Annotated in this window: 17 protein-coding genes; 6 read left to right on the forward strand and 11 right to left on the reverse strand. The window is 70.2% G+C overall.

Annotated elements, in window-relative coordinates; translation table 11 throughout:
- Positions 1-10 precede the first annotated feature (10 nt).
- Together ABZ463_RS09210 and ABZ463_RS09215 are read left to right on the forward strand one after the other, a co-directional pair.
- Positions 11-901, forward strand: coding sequence for a Gfo/Idh/MocA family oxidoreductase (locus tag ABZ463_RS09210; protein ID WP_362774675.1), 891 nt, complete (start codon positions 11-13; stop codon positions 899-901).
- A gap of 165 nt (positions 902-1066) precedes the next feature.
- On the forward strand, positions 1067-1705 hold the full coding sequence (locus ABZ463_RS09215) for a hypothetical protein (RefSeq protein ID WP_362774678.1): 639 nt from the start codon (positions 1067-1069) through the stop codon (positions 1703-1705).
- Positions 1706-1861: 156 nt separating this feature from the next.
- On the opposite strand, the gene ABZ463_RS09220 is transcribed toward ABZ463_RS09215, so the two are convergent.
- From ABZ463_RS09220 to ABZ463_RS09230, 3 genes are all read right to left on the reverse strand, one after another.
- Entirely contained in the window at positions 1862-2872 is a 1011-nt protein-coding gene (locus tag ABZ463_RS09220; protein WP_362774681.1) for an acetamidase/formamidase family protein, read from the reverse strand.
- A 152-nt stretch (positions 2873-3024) separates the two neighbouring features.
- Positions 3025-4419: an APC family permease gene (locus tag ABZ463_RS09225; protein ID WP_352008626.1), complete on the reverse strand. Its 1395-nt coding sequence runs from the start codon at positions 4417-4419 to the stop codon at positions 3025-3027.
- Positions 4420-4499: 80 nt separating this feature from the next.
- The gene (locus ABZ463_RS09230) at positions 4500-5588 is read right to left on the reverse strand and encodes a substrate-binding domain-containing protein (protein ID WP_362774684.1); all 1089 of its coding nucleotides are present in this window, start codon (positions 5586-5588) and stop codon (positions 4500-4502) included.
- 74 nt (positions 5589-5662) lie between these two features.
- On the opposite strand from ABZ463_RS09230, the gene ABZ463_RS09235 reads away from it, so the two are divergent.
- Positions 5663-6187: a MarR family winged helix-turn-helix transcriptional regulator gene (locus ABZ463_RS09235; RefSeq protein WP_362774686.1), complete on the forward strand. Its 525-nt coding sequence runs from the start codon at positions 5663-5665 to the stop codon at positions 6185-6187.
- Between the two features lie 97 nt (positions 6188-6284).
- On the opposite strand, the gene ABZ463_RS09240 is transcribed toward ABZ463_RS09235, so the two are convergent.
- Complete coding sequence (locus ABZ463_RS09240) at positions 6285-7349, reverse strand: Glu/Leu/Phe/Val dehydrogenase dimerization domain-containing protein (RefSeq protein ID WP_362774689.1); 1065 nt, start codon at positions 7347-7349, stop codon at positions 6285-6287.
- Between the two features lie 239 nt (positions 7350-7588).
- On the opposite strand from ABZ463_RS09240, the gene ABZ463_RS09245 reads away from it, so the two are divergent.
- On the forward strand, positions 7589-9148 hold the full coding sequence (locus ABZ463_RS09245; RefSeq protein WP_362774692.1) for an alkaline phosphatase D family protein: 1560 nt from the start codon (positions 7589-7591) through the stop codon (positions 9146-9148).
- Positions 9149-9152: 4 nt separating this feature from the next.
- Here ABZ463_RS09245 and mptB read toward each other — a convergent pair whose 3' ends face one another.
- From mptB to ABZ463_RS09275, 6 genes are all read right to left on the reverse strand, one after another.
- Complete coding sequence (mptB, locus tag ABZ463_RS09250) at positions 9153-10598, reverse strand: polyprenol phosphomannose-dependent alpha 1,6 mannosyltransferase MptB (protein WP_362774695.1); 1446 nt, start codon at positions 10596-10598, stop codon at positions 9153-9155.
- Positions 10599-10832: 234 nt separating this feature from the next.
- Positions 10833-12044 carry an ornithine--oxo-acid transaminase gene (gene rocD / locus ABZ463_RS09255; RefSeq protein ID WP_352008632.1) on the reverse strand — a complete coding sequence of 404 codons (1212 nt, stop codon included), beginning with the start codon at positions 12042-12044 and terminating at the stop codon, positions 10833-10835.
- A gap of 44 nt (positions 12045-12088) precedes the next feature.
- On the reverse strand, positions 12089-12883 hold the full coding sequence (ddaH, locus tag ABZ463_RS09260; RefSeq protein ID WP_362774699.1) for a dimethylargininase: 795 nt from the start codon (positions 12881-12883) through the stop codon (positions 12089-12091).
- Positions 12884-12993: 110 nt separating this feature from the next.
- A complete protein-coding gene (locus ABZ463_RS09265) occupies positions 12994-13467 on the reverse strand; it encodes an Lrp/AsnC family transcriptional regulator (protein WP_352008634.1) in 474 nt (157 codons plus the stop codon).
- A 63-nt stretch (positions 13468-13530) separates the two neighbouring features.
- Complete coding sequence (locus ABZ463_RS09270) at positions 13531-14238, reverse strand: DUF5941 domain-containing protein (RefSeq protein ID WP_352008635.1); 708 nt, start codon at positions 14236-14238, stop codon at positions 13531-13533.
- The gene (locus ABZ463_RS09275) at positions 14235-15812 is read right to left on the reverse strand and encodes a CDP-alcohol phosphatidyltransferase family protein (RefSeq protein ID WP_362774703.1); all 1578 of its coding nucleotides are present in this window, start codon (positions 15810-15812) and stop codon (positions 14235-14237) included. Before ABZ463_RS09275 ends, ABZ463_RS09270 begins: the two co-directional genes overlap by 4 nt.
- Positions 15813-15971: 159 nt before the next feature.
- On the opposite strand from ABZ463_RS09275, the gene recO reads away from it, so the two are divergent.
- Entirely contained in the window at positions 15972-16724 is a 753-nt protein-coding gene (gene recO, locus ABZ463_RS09280; protein ID WP_362774706.1) for a DNA repair protein RecO, read from the forward strand.
- Positions 16721-17512, forward strand: coding sequence for an isoprenyl transferase (locus tag ABZ463_RS09285; protein WP_352008638.1), 792 nt, complete (start codon positions 16721-16723; stop codon positions 17510-17512). The genes recO and ABZ463_RS09285 overlap by 4 nt, the downstream gene beginning before the upstream one ends.
- A gap of 55 nt (positions 17513-17567) precedes the next feature.
- On the opposite strand, the gene ABZ463_RS09290 is transcribed toward ABZ463_RS09285, so the two are convergent.
- Entirely contained in the window at positions 17568-18062 is a 495-nt protein-coding gene (locus ABZ463_RS09290; RefSeq protein WP_352008639.1) for a carbonic anhydrase, read from the reverse strand.
- Positions 18063-18127 lie beyond the last annotated feature (65 nt).

Raw genomic sequence — 18127 nt, forward strand, 5'->3', positions numbered from 1 at the left:
CGCTCTGAGCATGAAGATCGCCATGATCGGCCTCGGGGACATCGCGCGCAAGGCCTACCTGCCGGTGCTGACCGCGCTCCCCGGCCTCGACCTGCACCTGTGCACCCGTGACCGCGCCACCCTCGACCGCCTCGGCGACGCCCACCGGATCGGAGGCCGCCTCGCCTCGGTCGGCGAGGTGATCGACGCCGGGGTCGAGGCGGCCTTCGTGCACGCGGCGACCGAGGCCCACGTGGAGATCGCCGAACCGCTGATCGAGGCCGGGGTGCACGTCTACCTGGACAAGCCGATCGCCTACACGCTGGCCGAGTCCGAGCGCCTGGTACGGCTCGCGCGCGACCGGGGGGTTTCGCTCTTCGTGGGGTTCAACCGCCGCTGGGCGCCGCCGTACACGGACCTGCTCGGCCTGCCCCGCCAGCTGGTCGTGATGCAGAAGAACCGGGCCGACCTCGCCGAGGACCCCCGGGTGGTCGTCCTCGACGACTTCATCCACGTCGTGGACACCCTCAGGTTCCTGGTGCCCGGACGGGTCGACCACACCGGGATCAGGACCAGGGTCAGGGACGGCCTGCTCGAACACGTGACGCTCGAACTGTCCGGAGACGGCTTCACGGCCTTCGGGATCATGAGCAGGGTGAGCGGCGCCGCCGAGGAGACGGTCGAGGTGATGGGCGGGGGAGTCAAGCGGCGGGTGGTCAACCTCGCCGACGTGATCGACCACGCCGGCGCGGAGACCCTGACCCGGCGCGGAGACTGGACCCCCGTCTCCCGCCAGCGTGGCATCGAACGTTCCTGCCTGGAGTTCCTCGGCGCAGTCCGCGCCGGCACGCCGGTGGACGCGCGGGACGCCCTGGCCACCCACGCCCTGTGCGAGGAGATCGTGACCGCCTGCGTGGGGTGAGTCGTCCCCTGGGTGTGTCGATGCCGGTTTTCTGGCCGAAGGTGGGAGACGATGCCATGGGCGGTGAGAAGCCGTCTCATCCTGTCTGTGGCGGTTGCCGGGCATCCATGATCCCCCCGTGCGGAAACCGGCCGTGACGTCACGGATTTCCAGCGAGGGGGAGAAGTGACTGAGCGGAGTGCTCGATCGGGCGCCGCGCTGACCGCGGTGTTCCTGGCGGTGATGTTGCTCGGCGGCTGCGGCACCGGCGCGCCCTCGGCCATGGCGCCTCCGGCGAGTAAGGCTCCGGCGGCCGGGGCGCCGGCGGCGGGCGGGCAGGCCAACGGGCCGGTCGGCGCGCAGGGGGCGGGGGTCGCGCCGTCGCCGACGGTCTCCGGCGACAACTCACCCTGCCCGACGACGGGCAACACCAAGCGGTTCGCCAAGACGCGCTTCGCCCTGCACGCCGGGCTCGCGCTGGGCGCCTTCCACCGCTACATCTACAAGCCGCTGCGGGCGGGCGGGTTCAAGGAGGGCGCGGACAAGCGCAAGCGCACCTTCGTCAAGGCCGCCATAGCCGGGCTGTTCGCCCTCCACGAGCTCAAGGTGGCCAAGAGGTTCGCCGAGGCCAACCCGGCGCTGTGCCACGCGGTGCAGAGCGTGACCAACAGCTTCGCCGCCCTGACCAGCAAACTGAAGGGCGGGACGGCGACCGAGAAGGACCTCGACGCGAGCAAGGACGTCTTCGGCGAACTGCAGCGGCAGGCCACCGGCAGCGGCTTCGGCTTCAAGGAGAAGAACGTCACGGTCCCGGGCGCGGGCTGAGCCAGGGCGGAACGACGACGGGGCCGGTCCTCTCAGATCCGAGAGGACCGGCCCCGTGGCGTTCTCCGGTCTTTTCCGGCCTTTTCCGGGAGGCCCCGCGCCCCGTACCCCGGCGGTACGCGGCGCGGGACGTCTCTTCCCCGCGGGCCCGCGCCGTCAGCGCTGGGCGAGGTACTGCCGGCCCAGGTCGCGCAGACGCTCGTGGGCCGACTCGTAGACGCCGCCCCCGCCGAGGTAGGCCTTGGGGAGCTTGGCGACCATCGTGTAGTTGCTGTCGCAGACGTTGCCGACCGGAGCCTCGCCGATCTGGCTGACCAGCTGGTAGGCGTCCAGCGTCTCCAGGCCGGTGACCTCCGAGGTCCAGGTGACCAGGTCGTGCTGACTGATCCGGTAGGCGTCCTCAAGCGGACGGGCCGAACCGGTCGACATCAGGCTGTGGTCGTCCTCCAGGCGCGGCCACGGGGTGGTGACGCCCTTGATCAGCTCGACCGCGACCACGGTGTTCATCGCCGACTCGATGGCCGTGCCGCACACCTCGCCGTGGCCCTGGCGGGCGTGCCCGTCGCCGACGGCGAACAGGCCGCCCGGCACGTTGACGCCGAGGTAGACGGTCACCCCGGCACGCAGCTCCGGGGTGTCCATGTTGCCGCCGTGGGCGTCCGGGGTGATGGTCATCCGGGCCTCGGACGCGCCGGGCGCGACGCCGACCGTGCCGTGCATCGGGTCGAGCGGCAGGTCCACGGTGAAGTCGCTGTTGCGGGCGTGGTAACGCGCCACACCCGCGGCCACGTCGATGTCGTAACGCCAGACGACCTCGTCGAGCGGCGGGGTCAGCATGGCGGTGGTGTGCGTGCCGGTCAGCGCCCCGAAGTGCGGGAACGTCGCCGACACGGCCCAGTCCCTGGCGGGCTCGATGGAGACGAAGTGCAGCGCCAGCGTGTCTCCGGGCTCGGCGCCCTCGACGTGGAAGGGGCCGGTCACCGGGTTCAGGTAGGGGAACTCGCAGACCTGCGAGGGCAGGTCGTCGACGGAGCGGACCCGGCCGCCGAAGCAGTCCTCGGTGTAGAGCTCGAGGATCGTGCCGGGCTTGACCGTGCCGACGGCGGGCCTGCCGCCGAAGGTGTAGCTGAGTTCCTCGGGGGAGGGACGGTAGGAGACGACGTTCACCGCACACCCGCCTGGCTGAGGCGCGTCACCGAACCGGGGAGGGCACAGGTGGAACCCTCCTCCACCTCAAGAAAGATCTCGTGCATCTACTGTCCTTGTGTGAATCGGAAGGGGGCGTGACGCGGGGGGTGTGCGGCGACGTCGCGGGGGACCTACTTCAGGGGGGCGTCGTGCGACTCGCCGAGGGCGGCCAGCAGGGGGCGGCGGCCGTAGGCGAAGAAGGTGGCGAGCACCAGCAGGCCGATGGCGAGCCAGACGATGCCCACGACCTGCGCGGCGATGCTGGCGTTGATCACCACGTAGACCAGGATGCCGAAGCCGATCAGCGGGGCGAGCAGGTGCCGCCACAGGTCACGGCTGCGCTTCTTGAAGAAGTAGTGCACGATCACCGACAGGTGCAGCGCCAGGAAGGCGGTCATCGCGCCGAAGTTCACCAGGCCGCTGATCAGGGCGACGCCGTCCTCGCGGTTGGCCAGGAAGATGCCGACCGCCAGGGAGACCAGAGCCACCAGGATGGTGGCGTTGACCGGCACCTTGGTCTTGGGGTGGATCTTGGAGAGGAAGGCGGGCAGCTGGCGGTCACGGGCCATGGCGTACAGCAGACGCGAGGTGGCGGCCTGGGCGACCAGGGAGTTGGCGAAGCCCCAGGCGATGGCGGTGGAGATCGCGGTCAGGATGCTCAGCCAGTGGCCACCGGCGAACTCGGCCATGTCGTAGAAGGCGGTGCCGTTGGGGTCGCCACCGCTCAGCAGCTGGCTGCGGTTGGGGGTGAGCAGCGCGCCGATCCAGGTCTGCACGATGAACAGGGCACCGGCCAGGCCCAGGGCGGCGATCATCGAGCGGCCGATCTTGGCGCTGTCGACCTTGCTCTCCTCGGCCAGCATGGAGATACCGTCGAAACCGAGGAAGGAGAGCACCGCGACGGAGACCGCACCGAAGGCCAGCGGCCAGGAGAAGGTGTCGGGGTTGAACAACGGAGTCAACGCGCCGGTCTGCGCCTTGCCCTGAAGGAGCGCGAACAGACCGATGATGATGAAGATCGCGAGCACGACGAGCTCGGCGATCAGCATGTACCTCGTGATCCGCGCGGTCATCTGGATGCCGGTGTAGTTGACGACCGTGTTGAGGACGACGAACACCAGCAGCCAGGCCCATACCGGCAGCGGTACGAACGACGCCATCGCCAGGCTGGCGATGAGGTACAGCAGCGCGGGCACCAGCACGTAGTCGAGCAGCATCGCCCAGCCGGCGATGAATCCGACGGGACCGACGATTCCCCGGCCCGCGTAGGTGTAGACCGAACCGGCCATCGGGAAGGCCTTGGCCATCTGCGCGTAGGAGAACGCGGTGAAGGCCATGGCGACCATACCGATGATGTACGCGAGTGCGACCATGCCACCGGACGCCTGGAAGACGCTTCCGAAGATCCCGAAGGGCGCGATCGGGACCATGAAGATCAGTCCGTAGATCAGCAGGTCGTTGAAGCTCAGCGTCCTTCGGAGCTCCTGCCGGTAACCGAACTGTTCCAGGGAGGGGTCAGTAGTCATGGAACTACTCCTAAAAGAGATGTTGCAAGCGTCACTTTAGGACGAATCCTTGAAAAGGAAAAGTTTGCAGAGGCAACTTTTTATCGAACGATGTCGAAATCGAGACCGTCCGCTCTGCCGATGTGGGCGCCACGCCGTACCCCGTGGTCCTGGAGGGTCAGGCGTCCCCGCGCGGTGATGATCGAGGTGCCGTCGGCGACCTCGTCAAGCGCGGGCACGTGGAGGGTTCCCGCGCGTCTCGCGAGTGCCGCGAGCATCAGCACCGCCTCATAGCAGCCCTGGCCGTGCCCGTTGAGCAACGGCGCATTTGATCCGAAACGGCGAGTGTAACGCTCTCCCAGACTCAAGCTGTCATCGGTGACGAGACTGGAGAAATACCCCATAGCGCCGTATAGCTCGCCGGTGTCGTCGCCGCCGATGCCGAGCAGGCCGTGCTCCTCCAGCGCCCCGCAGAGACGGGGGAAGCCGAGGCCTGCCGCGGTGAAGGCGCGGTTGAAGTCGACCAGGTCACTGCCGATCAGACTGAGAAGCACGGCATCCGGCCTGCTGGCCACCAGGTGGTCCAGAATCCTGCTCAGGTCGGGCTTGCCGTACGGGACGTAGCGTTCGCCGACCACCGACGCCCCGCGCGAGGCGAGGTAGCGCCGGGTGGCCCCGTGAACCAGGCGCGGCCAGATGTAGTCGTTGCCCAGCAGGAACCACCGCTTGGCCCGCCGCAGCTCGATCAGCCAGTCGAGCCCCGGCTTGAGCTGCCGTTCCGGTGTCTCCCCGAGGAAGTAGACGCCGGGGGAGTGGCCGCCTCCCTCGTAGGGAGGGGCGTAGACGAACGGCAGGCGCCCGGCGAGCGCCCGCACGATCGAGATCCGGACGTCACTGCCACAGGTGCCGACGACCGCGTCGATCACCTTGCCGCGCGCCAGTTCCCCGACCTCGGCGGCCACCTCCTCCGCGGGTCTCCCTCCGTCGATGAGGACCAGCTCGACCGGTCTGCCGAGAATGCCGCCTGTGAGGTTCACCTCGTCGGAGGCGAGGACGGCGCAGTTGATCGCGCATGGACCGACAAGCCCGAGGACCCCGGAGATGGGGACCACGAGCCCGACACGTAGGGCGACCCCTTGGAGGAGCTGAGCTTCCAGGGGTTCGATCACGGGTGTGATGGCTTCTGCCACATTGCAGAGTATCCTCCTGAAAGGACGGGTATGGGAGGCCCGTTACTCACCCGGGATACAGACGGGAGCTTCACATGGTGACGACCGGGCTGGGATCCTCGCTGGCCTACCTGCTCAGCCGAGCTGAGCGTAGTGTCAACCGGGGTCTGGCCGCCGCGCTCACCGCTGAGGACGTCAGCGTCGAGCAGTGGCGCATACTTCGTGCCCTCGCCGACGATTGCGGTCACTCGATGGGGGATCTGGCCGAGACGGTTCTGATGCCGCATCCGACGCTCACCAAGGCGATCGACCGGCTCATCGACCGCGCGTTCGTCTATCGCGGTCACGACCCCGCCGACCGCCGCAGGGTCGCGGTGTTCCTCGCCGACCGTGGTGCCGAGCTGCTCAACCGCGTCGAGGGATCGATCGCGGAGCACCACAGGGAGATCGAGGCCGCCTACGGCACCGAACGCACCGAACAACTCATGAGCGAGCTCGAACGACTGGTCAGGGCCCTGAACGAGGCCCCCGCGGAGCGGCCGTCGGACCGGCTCGCCGAGCGGCCTGCGGGCAGGCTCGCCGAGCGAGACGGCACCGCCGTTCCCGCGCTGCGCTCCTGAGCGTTCCCCCGCCGCCCCGAGGGCGGCGGGAGGTCTCACGGCCCGGCCCCTAGGGGGACCGGGCCTTCGCCCTGCCTCGGGGCGGGACACGGAAGGCTTACGGCAGGGGGTCTTGGAGCCGTGCCCCGTGCGCCCGGGCGACCCGCCCGACGGCGACGGCCCAGGCGGCCTGACGCAGGGTGATCCCGCGCTCGGCGGCCGTCGCCGCGACCGTGTCGAAGCACCGCCGGGCCAGGTCGGGACGGGCGGCGAGCACCTCGCCCGCACCCGTCAGGACGTCGGGGACCACGACGGTCCCCGCCTCGGCGAGGACCGCGTCGGCCCCGGGGGACAGCAGGCCGTCGGCCGCCTCGACCACGACAGAGGCCCTGACGTCGCGGGCCGGATCCGCGGTGACCGGGGCGGCCAGGACGAGCGCGTCCACCCCGAGCCCGAGAGGCTCACCGCCGGAGGGCGTGACCACCCGGAAGCCCTCCTCGGCCAGGCGCAACGCGGCCAGCCGGGCGGTTTCGCCCGGGCCGTGCACCGCGACCGTACGGACGCCTTCTCCCAGGACCCCCAGCACGGCCGCCGCCACGGCCTCGCCGGCCGCTGTGCCGGTCACCGTGCCGACCGCTGTGCCGACCGCTGTGCCGGGTGCCGAACGGCCGTCGGCCATCCAGGCGGCGATCCGCTCGTCGGCGTCCGGGTCGGGCGTGGGGACCTCCCCGTCGGAACCGGCGATCGTCATGATCTCGTTGACGTATCGCCTGGTCACCCGCTCCAGCTCCCGGGCGTCCAGCCCCGCGGGGTCGACGCGGACACCTCCCCTGGCCCCGCCGTACGGCACGCCCGCGAGCGCGTGCTTCCAGGTCGTGACCATGGCCAGCGCGGTGACCTCCTGGAGGTCTGCCGAGGGCGCGAAGCGCGTGCCGCCCCTGGCCGGGCCGAGGACGGTGCTGTGCTGCACCCGGAAGCCCTGGACGACGTCCATCCGGCCGTCCTCGCGGCGGACCGGCACCGAGACGCTCAGGGAGCGGCGGGGGGAGGCGAGCATCGCGCGCAGGCCGTCGTCCAGCCCGAGCAGGAGCGCCGTCTCGTCGAGACGGCGCAGGGCGGCTTCGAGGGGATCGTGGTCGGTGAGGGTGGTCGCCGGCGTCTTTGACGGCACCATGAGGGTCATGAGGGTCAGGCCTCCATGCGGTGAGCGGAGCGCCATTGCTCCACTCTTGATGGTTTGTGGTGATCACACTATTTATGGGTTCTTTGCCATGTCATGATGGATATGTTGCGGACTGATGGCCGTTTTTTGTGCGTTTCCCCAATGGGATGGGACAGTCGTTATCCGAACGGTCCGCCGGGCAGAGGCACACCTCGAAACGGCGGGAACCAACCGTTCCGCGATGGCCTGAGGGGATGAACGTGCCGGAACTTGTGGTCGGTCCGCTGCTGCGTCATGTGGACGCGACGAGCGCCTCGATCTGGGTCGAGACCAGCGTGCCGTGCGAGGTGACCGTCGAGGCGGACGGGGCCCGGGCGAGTTCGCCGACCTTCTCCGTCCACGGCCACCACTACGCCGTCGTGGACGTCGAGGGCGAGGGGGACTACCGGGTCCGTCTCGACGGGGAGGTGGTGTGGCCGCCGCCCGGCCGCCCGGCCGGTCACATCCGGTTCCTGGATCCGGGCGGCCCGAAAAGGGTGATGTTCGGCTCGTGCCGGACCAGTGTGCCGCACGACGCCCCGCACACCCTCTCCCACGGCGTGGACGTGCTGCGCGCCTACGCCCGCGTCCTGGCCGGCAGGCCCCCAGAGGAGTGGCCCGACCTGCTCCTGCTGCTCGGTGACCAGGTCTACGCCGACGAGCCGTCCGCCGAGATGCTCGAGTTCATCGCCGCGCGCAGGGACAGCGAGCCCAGGACCGAGATCGCCGACTTCGAGGAGTACGCCGAGCTGTACCGGATCGCCTGGACCGATCCGGAGATCCGCTGGATCCTCTCGTCCGTGCCCACCGCGATGATCTTCGACGACCACGACCTGCGGGACGACTTCAACACCTCCGCCGACTGGCGGGAGAAGATGGCCGGGGTCCCCTGGTGGCACAGGCGGGTGGTCTCCGGCCTCGGCGCCTACTGGATCTACCAGCACCTGGGCAACATGTCACCGGCCGAGCGCGCCGCCGACGGGCTGTTCCGTGAGCTGCGCGCGACCGAGGGCGACGGGGGAAAGCTGCTCGACGCCTTCGCCGAGCACGCCTACGAGGTCCCGGTGGACAGCAGGTGGAGCTACTGCCGCGACCTCGGCGACACCCGTCTGATCATGCTCGACTCCCGCTGCGCCAGGCAGCTCACCCCCGGAGACCGGCGCATGATCGACCCGGTCGAGTGGGAGTGGCTCGTCGAGCAGCTCGACAGGGACGGCGCGGAGCGCTTCGTGATCGGCACCTCGGTGCCGTTCCTGCTGCCCGCGGGCATCCACCACGTCCAGAACTGGAACGAGGCCCTCGCCCAGGGAGCCTGGGGAAGATCGGTCGCCCGCTGGTCGGAGGCCCTGCGCCAGGCCTTCGACCTCGAACACTGGGCGGCCTTCCGCCGTTCCTTCGAGGACCTGTCCCGGCTGCTGGCGAAGGTCGGCAAACCGGTCATCCTGCTCTCCGGTGACGTGCACTACTCCTACGTGGCCAAGGTGGACGGGCTGCCCGTCCACCAGCTCGTCTGCTCGCCGATCCGCAACCCGCTGAGCCGTACGCTCAGACTGGCCAACATCGTCGCGCAGTTCGGCCTGGCCACCCTGGTCGGCGGCTGGCTCGCACGCCTGGCGCGCATTCCCAGGCCGCCGTTCGCCTGGCGGGTGACCAACGGTCCGTGGTTCTCCAACGCGCTGGCCACCCTGTCCCTGGACACCACGCCGCCCTCGGCCCGCTGGGACACCGCGACCATCTCCGGGGACGACGTCTCCGAGATCACCACCGTGCGCCTCACCTGACGGCTCACCCGGTGTGGACCGGCTCCCGTTCGGGTACGGCGGCCCGCCGTACCACGGGCAGGGCGCGCAGGCCCAGGGCACCGGCCAGGGCGAGCACGACGACGTACAGGATGACGGCGTCCGAGACCAGCGGGGCGATCCACGGCCGGTAGACCTCGGCGATCCACCGGGTCAACGGTGTCGGCTGCAACCGCAGCAGGGCGGTCGCGCCCGGCAGGTAGACCAGCCCGGTGACGACGCCCCTGACGAGCAGCGGCCCGTCGAGCCGGGAGGCGGGCATCAGGGCGAGCAGCGGGAACAGCATCGCGTCGTACCAGGGGTGCTGCACCGGCGAGGTGAGCAGCCAGCCCAGGCACCACGCCAGCGCGGGCCGTACGGCGGGCAGGCCGGGCGGTCCCTGCGGCAGCCGCCAGCACAGCAGGAGCGCGGCGATCAACGCCGCGCCCAGGGCGAGCCGCCCTTCGAGCTCCACGGCCTCGGGCCCCAGGTTCTTGACGAGCACCTGCCACGGGTCGGCCAGCGAACGGTCGCCGACCTTGCCCGCCACGTTCGCCAGCGCCTCGGGACCCTGCGTCGCGTACAGCGTGACCAGCGCGGTGAACGCGCCCATCCCCAGGGTCAGGAACGGTCCCGCCCGGTGGCGGGCGGCCCAGGCGAGCCCGGCCCCGGCCAGCACGAACGGCGCCTTGACGGCCGCCGCGGCGCCCAGCAGCGCCCCGGAGACCAGGCCGGAGCCCATCCCCGGCCTGCGCAGCGCGAACAGGGCGGCCACCAGCAGGAACGCGCCCAGACCGTCCATGTGGCCGCCGAGCACCACGTGCCACAGCATCAGCGGGTTGAGGCTCCACAGCAGGTGCGCCCTGACCCGCCGATCGCGTTCCGGCCCGGCGAGCCGGTCGAGCATGACCGCCGACAGCAGGAACGCCAGGGCGAGGATGACCTTGAAGGCGAAAACGGTCGCCGCCATGGAGTCGCCGCCGAGCCGGGAGGCCGCGAGCTGCGCCCAGGTGGCCAGCGGGCCGTAAACCGAGGGGGTGTTCCGCCAGGCGAGCGGGGTCAGGTCGCCGACCGGGTCACCGATCCCGTGCAGCCAGGCCGGGGGAGTCACATACGGGTCGTGTCCCAGCGCGGCGATCCGCCCGTAGACCGCGTAGTTGAGCACGTCCGTCGACCCGGCGGGCGGTACGAGCGTCAGGAGGACGACGACGAGCGGCGTGCCGGCCGCGAACAGGCCCCGCACGGGGAGCCACCCGCGGCGCAGCGCGTACAGCGCGGCGCACGTCCCCAGGCCCCCGATGAGCAGGGCCACCCAGCCGAGCTGGATCACCGGCGTCTGCGGCGGGTCCAGGCGCAGGGACCAGGGCGGCGCACCGGCGCCCAGCTCGGGAACCGCCGCGGACGGCCCGAGCAGGGAGACGGCGAGCATGGCCGCGACGGAGATCGCGACCATGAGAAGCCCCGCGGGGCCGGTGAGCCGCGCGCGCAGGGGCGGCCTGGCGCCGGGGCCCGGCCCGGTCAGGAGAGAACGCCGACCAAGCCCACCCGACGCCGCCACCTGCCGACCCCCCCGAGTCACCGCCCGCGCCGCGTCCGCCGGGGCGGCCCGTACGGCGGCTTCCACGGCGGCGGCGTGATGTCCACTCCAGCCTAGATCGCCTGGAACGTAACCGAGGCCGGTGATCTCCTACTTCGCGAACTCCGTCAGGGCCTCGGCGAGCCGGTCGACGGCCCACAGGAGGTCCTCCTCGGAGACGACGATGGGCGGGGCGAGACGGATCGTCGAGCCATGGGTGTCCTTGGCCAGCACCCCCAGGCGCATCAGCGCCTCGGAGACCTGCCTGCCGGTGGCCAGGGAGGGGTCGATGTCGACGCCCGCCCACAGGCCACGGCCGCGTACGGTGACCACGCCCCGGCCGACGAGGGCGCGCAGCCTCTCGTGCAGCACCGCGCCGAGCTCCCTGGCCCGCGCCTGGTACTCGCCGGTGCGGAGCATCTCGACGACCGCGTTCGCGACCGCGCAGGCCAGCGGGTTGCCGCCGAAGGTCGAGCCGTGCTGGCCGGGCTTGATGACGCCGAGCACGTCCTGGTCGGCGGTGATCGCCGAGACCGGGACGACACCGCCGCCCAGGGCCTTGCCCAGCACGTAGACGTCGGGCACGACGCCCTCGTGCTCACAGGCGAAGGTCTCACCGGTACGGCCGAGCCCCGACTGGATCTCGTCGGCGATCATCAGGATGTTCTCCGCCGAGCAGAGCTCGCGGACCTGGGTGAGGTAGCCGTCCGGCGGGACGAGCACGCCCGCCTCCCCCTGGATGGGTTCGAGCAGCACCGCGACCGTGTTGGGGCCCACGGCCTCGCGGATCGCCTCGATCGAGCCGTACTTCACGATCCTGAAGCCGGGGGTGTACGGGCCGAAGCCGTCGTGGGCGTCGGGGTCGGTGGAGAAGCTGACGATCGTGGTGGTACGGCCGTGGAAGTTGTCCTCCATCACGATGATCTCGGCCTGGCCGTCCGGCACGCCCTTGACCTCGTAGCCCCACTTGCGGGCCACCTTGATCGCGGTCTCCACGGCCTCCGCGCCGGTGTTCATCGGCAGGACCATGTCCTTGCCGGTGAGGTCGCCGAGACCGGCGGCGAAGGCGGCGAACTGGTCGTGGAAGAAGGCACGGCTGGTCAGGGTGAGCCTGGCCAGCTGCTCCTGGGCCGCTTCGATGATCCTCGGGTTGCCGTGGCCGAAGTTCAGTGAGGAGTAGCCGGACAGGCAGTCCAGGTAGCGCCTGCCCTCGACGTCGGTGACCCAGGCGCCCTGAGCCTCGTGGATCACGACGGGGAGGGGGTGGTAGTTGTGCGCGCTGCGGCGCTCGCTGAGCTCGATGAACTCTTCTGTGCTCGTCATCGGTCCGTTCGCCGTTCCTTGCCTTTTGTTGCGTTCTGTCTGCTTTATCTCCGAATTTCCAGGGTGCAGCACTTGGGTCCTCCGCCCGCCTTGCGCAGTTCGGCCAGCTCGACCGGCACGACCTCGAAGCCGCGCCGCTTGAGCTCCAGCTGCAGGCCGGTCGCCTCGGCGTTGATCACCACGTGGGTGCCGTCGCTGACCGCGTTGAGGCCGAGCACCACGGCGTCGTCCTCGGTGGCGACGACGGCGTCGGGGAACAGGTTCCTGAGCACCTCCTGGCTCCCCGGGGAGAAGGCCTCGGGGAAGTACGCCACGTTGTGCCCGTTCAGTGGGAAGAGCGCGGTGTCGAGGTGGTAGAAGCGGGGATCGACCAGCCGCAGCGAGACCACCGGGCGGCCGAGGAACTCCTGCGCCTCCCCGTGCGCCGCCACCTCCGTGCGGAACCCGGTCCCCGCGAGCACCAGGTGGTCGAGGGTGAGGAAGTCGCCCTCACCCTCGTTGGTGAACTCGGCCTCACGCGCGGCGGTGTAGCCGTTGGAGGTGAACCACTCCAGATAGGCGGGGCCCTCCGCGGCCCGCTCGGGATGCGTGAAGCGCGCGCCGTACACCCGGCCGCCCACGACCAGGGCGCCGTTGGCGGCGAAGACCATGTCGGGCAGGCCCTCCACCGGGTCGATCAGGCTGACCCGGTGGCCGAGCTCCTCGTAGACGCCCCTGAGCCCCTCCCACTGGCGGATCGCGACCTCACGGTCCGCGCCCGCCTCCGGGTCCATCCACGGGTTGATCGCGTACTCGACGGCGAAGTGGTCGGGCCGACACATGAGGTAGTGCCTCGTCATTGAGAACCCCGTAAAGGATGTTGTGGTGGGAGACGGCACCAGCCTAGAAACGGGGCATATTCGGGGCCAATAGCCTGATCTTGCGCGTTGCCGCAGGTCTCTTGCGTGATTCAGGCGAGGAACGGCGATTCGTTGCGCGATGTCAGCAGAGGGGCGTCGATCAGCCGGGAGAGCACGATGGAACTCTTCGTACGGACCACGAAGGGCTCGGCGGCGATGCGCTCGATCACCTGCTCCACATGGCGCACGTCGGTGGCCCTGATGTGCAGCAGTGCGTCCGCCTCACCGGTGATGGTGCACGCCGAGACGACCTCGGGATGCCGGGTGACGGCGACCCCGATCTCCGACGGCGAGGTCTTGCCCGCGCAGAACAGTTCGACATAGGCCTCGGTGGTCCAGCCGAGCGCCGTGGGCTCGACCCTGGCGGTGAACCCGGTGATCGCCCCCACCTCGCGCAACCGGTCGACCCGGCGCTTGACCGCCGAGGCGGACAGGCCCACCCGCTGCCCGATCTCGGCATAGGTTGCGCGGGCGTCCTCGACGAGAGCCCCGATGATGTCACGATCCAACCGGTCCAGTTCCACGCTGCTTTCTAACACAGCACGAGGGCCGCGACGCGCGTCGCGGCCCTCGCTGGAGAAGCGGGATCAGGCGGGTTCGGCCTCGCCCGTCGTCTGCTCAAGGGCCTCCTCAGGGGAGGCCTCAAGGTCGTCGGAGGCCTGGGCCAGCGCGGAGGCCTTGTCCAGACGCACCCAGCTCGTCACGCTCTCCACGGCGAACAGCACGCCGAGGTACAGCGTGAGCACGGCGACGACCCAGGTGGCGGCGCCGAACGCGGCACCCGCGCCGATCGCCAGCAGCCGCAGCTCCCAGCCGAGACCGGCCTTGAACACCCAGTCGGGCGGCCAGATGCTCTGCCGCGTCCGGTAGACCGTGTCGTAGGTGTGGTAGCCGACCACGTAGAGCAGCACGAACAGCAGCCACTTGGGCACGTCGGCGGCCAGGCCGACGAGGATGATCGTCAGGAACTCGGCCGCCCTGATCAGCGGGGGAACCAGCCAGTCGAGCTTGCCCAGGTGGTCACGGGCGGCCGTCGGCAGCACCAGGACCAGCATGACCAGGGCGGGCAGGAGCAGGATCGGCCCCTGGGTCAGCACCCCGGCGACCGCGACCGCGACGATCACCACGAGCGCGGCGAGCGCCCCGGGCACCGGGGGCAGTCCGGGCCCGATCCGGCCGCGCAGCGCGGCGACGAGCGGGCCGTCGTCGCGGTAGGCGAGCAGCCGGGCGGTCTGGACGCGCAGCCGCTCCAGATAGGGGTCGGGGGCGGGGGTTGTCTGCGGCTGGGTGATCATGCGAGCGACCTCATCAGGCGTCCGGTGAGCGTGTAGGCGGTGGCGACGCCGCCCCAGATGATCAGGGTGATGAAGGTGATCCTGGCGTCGAAGAAGGCGCTGACGAGCGCGATGGCGGCGAAGCGCTCGCCGATCGGGAAGACGACCATCTTGCGGGCCCAGTAGACGGCCCTGTTCCTGCCGGCCTTGCTCCACATCTTCAGCAGGCCGCGGATGCCGCCGCTACGGGCGATCTTGCGCTGCTCCAGCGCCGCGCGCAGCTCGGTGTCAGGGCTGATCGACAGCGGCATCGAGGGCAGCGGGGCGGGAGGCCTGCGCCGGTTGGCTGCGCCGAAGGAGAAGTCGAGCAGGTGCTTGACGGACTGCAGGGCGATCGCGGTCAGCGCCAGCGTCCACACGTCACCGACCCCGGAGACGGCCGCGCCGATCGCGAGCCCGGCGAAGACCACGTACTCCTTGAACCGGTCGAAGGTGGCGTCGAGCCAGGCGCCGAGCACGCCGAACTTGCGGGCGTAACGCGCGACCTGGCCGTCCACGCAGTCGAAGACGAACGCGAAGTAGATCAGGATGGCACCCGCGATCATGCCGGGCCGCGCGCCGGTCGCGAAACACGCCGCGGACGCGACACCGAGCGCGATCGAGATCAGTGTGACCTGGTTCGGGGTGAGCCCGCGCCTGGCCGCCCAGCGGGCGATGAAGCGCGAGTAGGTGCTGACGAAGTAGGTGGTGAAGAAGCCGTCGGCGCCCTTGACCGCGTTGTTCAGGCGGGCTCTGTCCTCGTCGAACCCCGCCATCTCGGCGACCGCCTGCACGGCCTCCTCCGGGGTGTTCAACCGGCGGAAGAACAGGTCGCGCCTGCCCCGGATGCCGACCGAGACGCCACGCCGTACCAGGCCGAGGACGAGGAGCTGGACCAGGTCGTCCTCGGGGCCGAACAGGTGGGCCATGTCGGCCAGCTCACGGGCCGCCTCGGCCAGCGTGGCCGCGTGTTTGTGGTGCAGGTGCAGCGGGCCGAGCAGGACGGAGTTCGGACGGGTCACCGCGTGGAAGGCGGAGCCGACCGAGATCACCCGGGACTTGCTCGCCCGCACCCTGACCGGCAGGCCCTCCAGGCTCCGGTCGCCGATCTCCGGCAGCGCCTCGTCGATCGGGACGTCGGGGACGATGAAGTCGCCGTTCTCGTCCTCCTCACGGGGCTCCTTGGTGATCAGAGCGAGCGCGCCGCGTTTCGACTTGGTGATCTGGTAGATCAGCTCGTCGTGGATCAGCGAGTTCGCGGGGAGGATGAGCAGGTTCTCCGTCGCGTCCTCGACCGCGTCGGCGACGGCGCGCAGGTCGTCCGCGAGATTCGCGGTCTCGACGAGGCGGCCGGGAAGACCCCGGTGGGCCGCGGCCTCGCCGGAACGGACGATCGTCACCGGCGCGGGATCAAGGGAGGCGATCTGTCCGTGCAGCTTGCCGATCACCGTGGGGGAGCCGGGGAGCGCGGGCAGGGTCAGCGCGGCGGGCGGCGTCGGCTGGCCGAAAGCGGTTGAGGTGCCGGGTGAAGAACCCAGCAGGACCACGCGGGGCATGGCACCCTTTCGTACAGGGATGGGGTGAAACATGGCATGGGGAACTCGCCAGGGGCCAAAGTTTAATGAGTTTTAGGTGAACAACACGCACTCGTGATCCTTCCGTTCCCGTTGATCATGGTTGGACCGGCATGCCGCCGTGCCATCTAGACTGATCCGGTGAGCCTGTACCGTGACGAGGGCATCGTGCTGCGCACGCACAAGCTGGGCGAGGCAGACCGCATCGTCACCGTCCTGACCAGGCGAACCGGAAAGATCCGGGGCGTCGCCAAGGGTGTGCGGCGGACCATGTCGCGCTTCGGCGCCCGCCTTGAGCCCTTCACCCACGTGGACCTCCAGCTCCACACCGGCCGCACGCTCGACGTGATCACCCAGGCCGAGACCATCCGCCCGTACGGCGAGACCTTCGTGGCCGACTATCCGCGCTACACGGCGGGCAGCGCGATGCTGGAGACCGCCGACCGGCTGATCATGGCGGAGAAGGAACCGGCCCTGCGGCAGTTCCTGCTGCTGGTCGGGGGCCTGCGCACGCTGGGCTCCGGAGAGCACGAGGCCAGGCTCGTGCTCGACGCCTACTTCCTGCGCTCACTGGCCGTCGCGGGCTACGCTCCCGCCCTGGAGGAGTGCGCCCGGTGCAGGACGACCTCGGTCAGGGCGTTCGCCATCGTGGCCGGGGGAGTGGTGTGCGGGGCCTGCCGCCCGGCGGGCGCCGCCGTACCGGCGGGGGAGACCATCGCGTTGATGGTCGCCCTGCTCAAGGGCGACTGGCGGAGCGCGGACGCCTCGGAGAGCAGGCACCGCACCGAGTGCAGCGGCCTGGTCGCCGCCTACCTTCAATGGCACCTCGAACACGGCATACGCTCGCTCCGGCATGTGGAGCGGGAGCGCGCAGAAAGGGAACCCGCCACGTGAACGTCCGTCCCCCGGTGCCTCATCCGTCCGGAGCGACCCCGCCGCCCATCCCCCGCGACCTCGTGCCCCGGCACGTGGCGATCGTGATGGACGGCAACGGCAGGTGGGCCAAGCAGCGCGGCCTGCCGCGCACCGAGGGGCACAAGGCCGGTGAGTCGTCGCTGTTCGACGTGATCGAGGGCGCGATCGAGCTGGGCATCCCCTACCTGTCCGCCTACGCCTTCTCCACGGAGAACTGGAAGCGCTCGCCGGACGAGATCCGGTTCCTGATGGGCTTCAACCGCGACGTGATCCGCCGCCGCAGGGACGAGCTCAACGCGATGGGGGTGCGGGTGCGCTGGGCGGGCCGTCCGGGACGGCTCTGGAAGAGCGTCATCAAGGAGCTGCAGGACGCCGAGCGGATGACCGAGGGCAACTCGACGCTGACCCTGCAGTTCTGCGTCAACTACGGAGGCCGGGCCGAGATCGTGGACGCGGCGCTGCGCCTGGCGGAGGACATCGCCGCGGGCAGGGTCAAGCCGGGCAAGGTCAAAGAGGAGACCTTCGCCAGATATCTCGACGAGCCGGACATCCCCGACGTCGACCTGTTCGTGCGTTCCTCCGGCGAGCAGCGCACCTCCAACTACCTGATCTGGCAGATGGCCTACGCGGAGATGGTCTTCCTGAACCGCCTGTGGCCCGACTTCGACCGCCGCGACCTCTGGGAGGCGTGCGAGCTGTTCGCCAAGCGTGACAGGAGGTACGGCGGAGCCGTGCCGAACCCCGTGGCGCAGGCCCCACTCCCCTGAGACCGGCGTTCCGGGGCCGCCCCCTTCCGGGTCAGGGGCGGGCGGCCCGGTCCTGTCAGGCCTTGACCTCGCGCAGCCGTCCCGTCTCGACCTCGTAGACGAAGCCGCGGACCGAGTCGGTGTGCGGGATGAAGGGGTCGTTCCTGATCCGGCTGATGGACTGCAGGACGTCCTCCTCCAGGTCGGGGAAGGCCTCGGGCGCCCAGTCGGGCTTCGTCCCGACCTCGGCCTGGATCTGCCGCTTGAACTCGTCGTCGGTGAAGGTGAGCATGCCGCAGTCGGTGTGGTGGATGAGGATGATCTCCCGCGTGCCGAGCAGGCGCTGGCTGATGGCCAGGCTGCGCCGCTCGTCCGCGGTCACCACACCGCCCGCGTTGCGGATGACGTGCGCGTCGCCCTCGGTGAGCCCCAGCAGGCCGTAGGGGTTCAGCCTGGCGTCCATGCAGGCCAGCACGGCGACACCGCGTGCCGGGGGCAACGGCAGGTCTCCCTTGTCGAACGCCGCGGCATAACGCTCCGCGTTGGCGAGAAGCTCGTCGGTGACGCTCATGAAATCTCCTGTCATTCCTCAGGGAAACGCCACAGGCAAACCTACCTTTATTTCCTACTGAGTCA

The organism is Streptosporangium sp. NPDC020145 (assembly GCF_040631275.1).
GTDB lineage: Bacteria > Actinomycetota > Actinomycetes > Streptosporangiales > Streptosporangiaceae > Streptosporangium.

What these genes read in the sequence shown, in the direction of transcription:
- ABZ463_RS09210 (WP_362774675.1), top strand. Translation starts at nt 11, where the DNA reads ATGAAGATCGCCATGATCGGCCTCGGGGACATCGCGCGCAAGGCCTAC.
- ABZ463_RS09225 (WP_352008626.1), bottom strand. Translation starts at nt 4,419, where the DNA reads ATGACTACTGACCCCTCCCTGGAACAGTTCGGTTACCGGCAGGAGCTC.
- ABZ463_RS09235 (WP_362774686.1), top strand. Translation starts at nt 5,663, where the DNA reads ATGGTGACGACCGGGCTGGGATCCTCGCTGGCCTACCTGCTCAGCCGA.
- ABZ463_RS09240 (WP_362774689.1), bottom strand. Translation starts at nt 7,349, where the DNA reads ATGACCCTCATGGTGCCGTCAAAGACGCCGGCGACCACCCTCACCGAC.
- mptB (WP_362774695.1), bottom strand. Translation starts at nt 10,598, where the DNA reads ATGGTCGCGATCTCCGTCGCGGCCATGCTCGCCGTCTCCCTGCTCGGG.
- rocD (WP_352008632.1), bottom strand. Translation starts at nt 12,044, where the DNA reads ATGACGAGCACAGAAGAGTTCATCGAGCTCAGCGAGCGCCGCAGCGCG.
- ddaH (WP_362774699.1), bottom strand. Translation starts at nt 12,883, where the DNA reads ATGACGAGGCACTACCTCATGTGTCGGCCCGACCACTTCGCCGTCGAG.
- ABZ463_RS09270 (WP_352008635.1), bottom strand. Translation starts at nt 14,238, where the DNA reads ATGATCACCCAGCCGCAGACAACCCCCGCCCCCGACCCCTATCTGGAG.
- ABZ463_RS09275 (WP_362774703.1), bottom strand. Translation starts at nt 15,812, where the DNA reads ATGCCCCGCGTGGTCCTGCTGGGTTCTTCACCCGGCACCTCAACCGCT.
- ABZ463_RS09290 (WP_352008639.1), bottom strand. Translation starts at nt 18,062, where the DNA reads ATGAGCGTCACCGACGAGCTTCTCGCCAACGCGGAGCGTTATGCCGCG.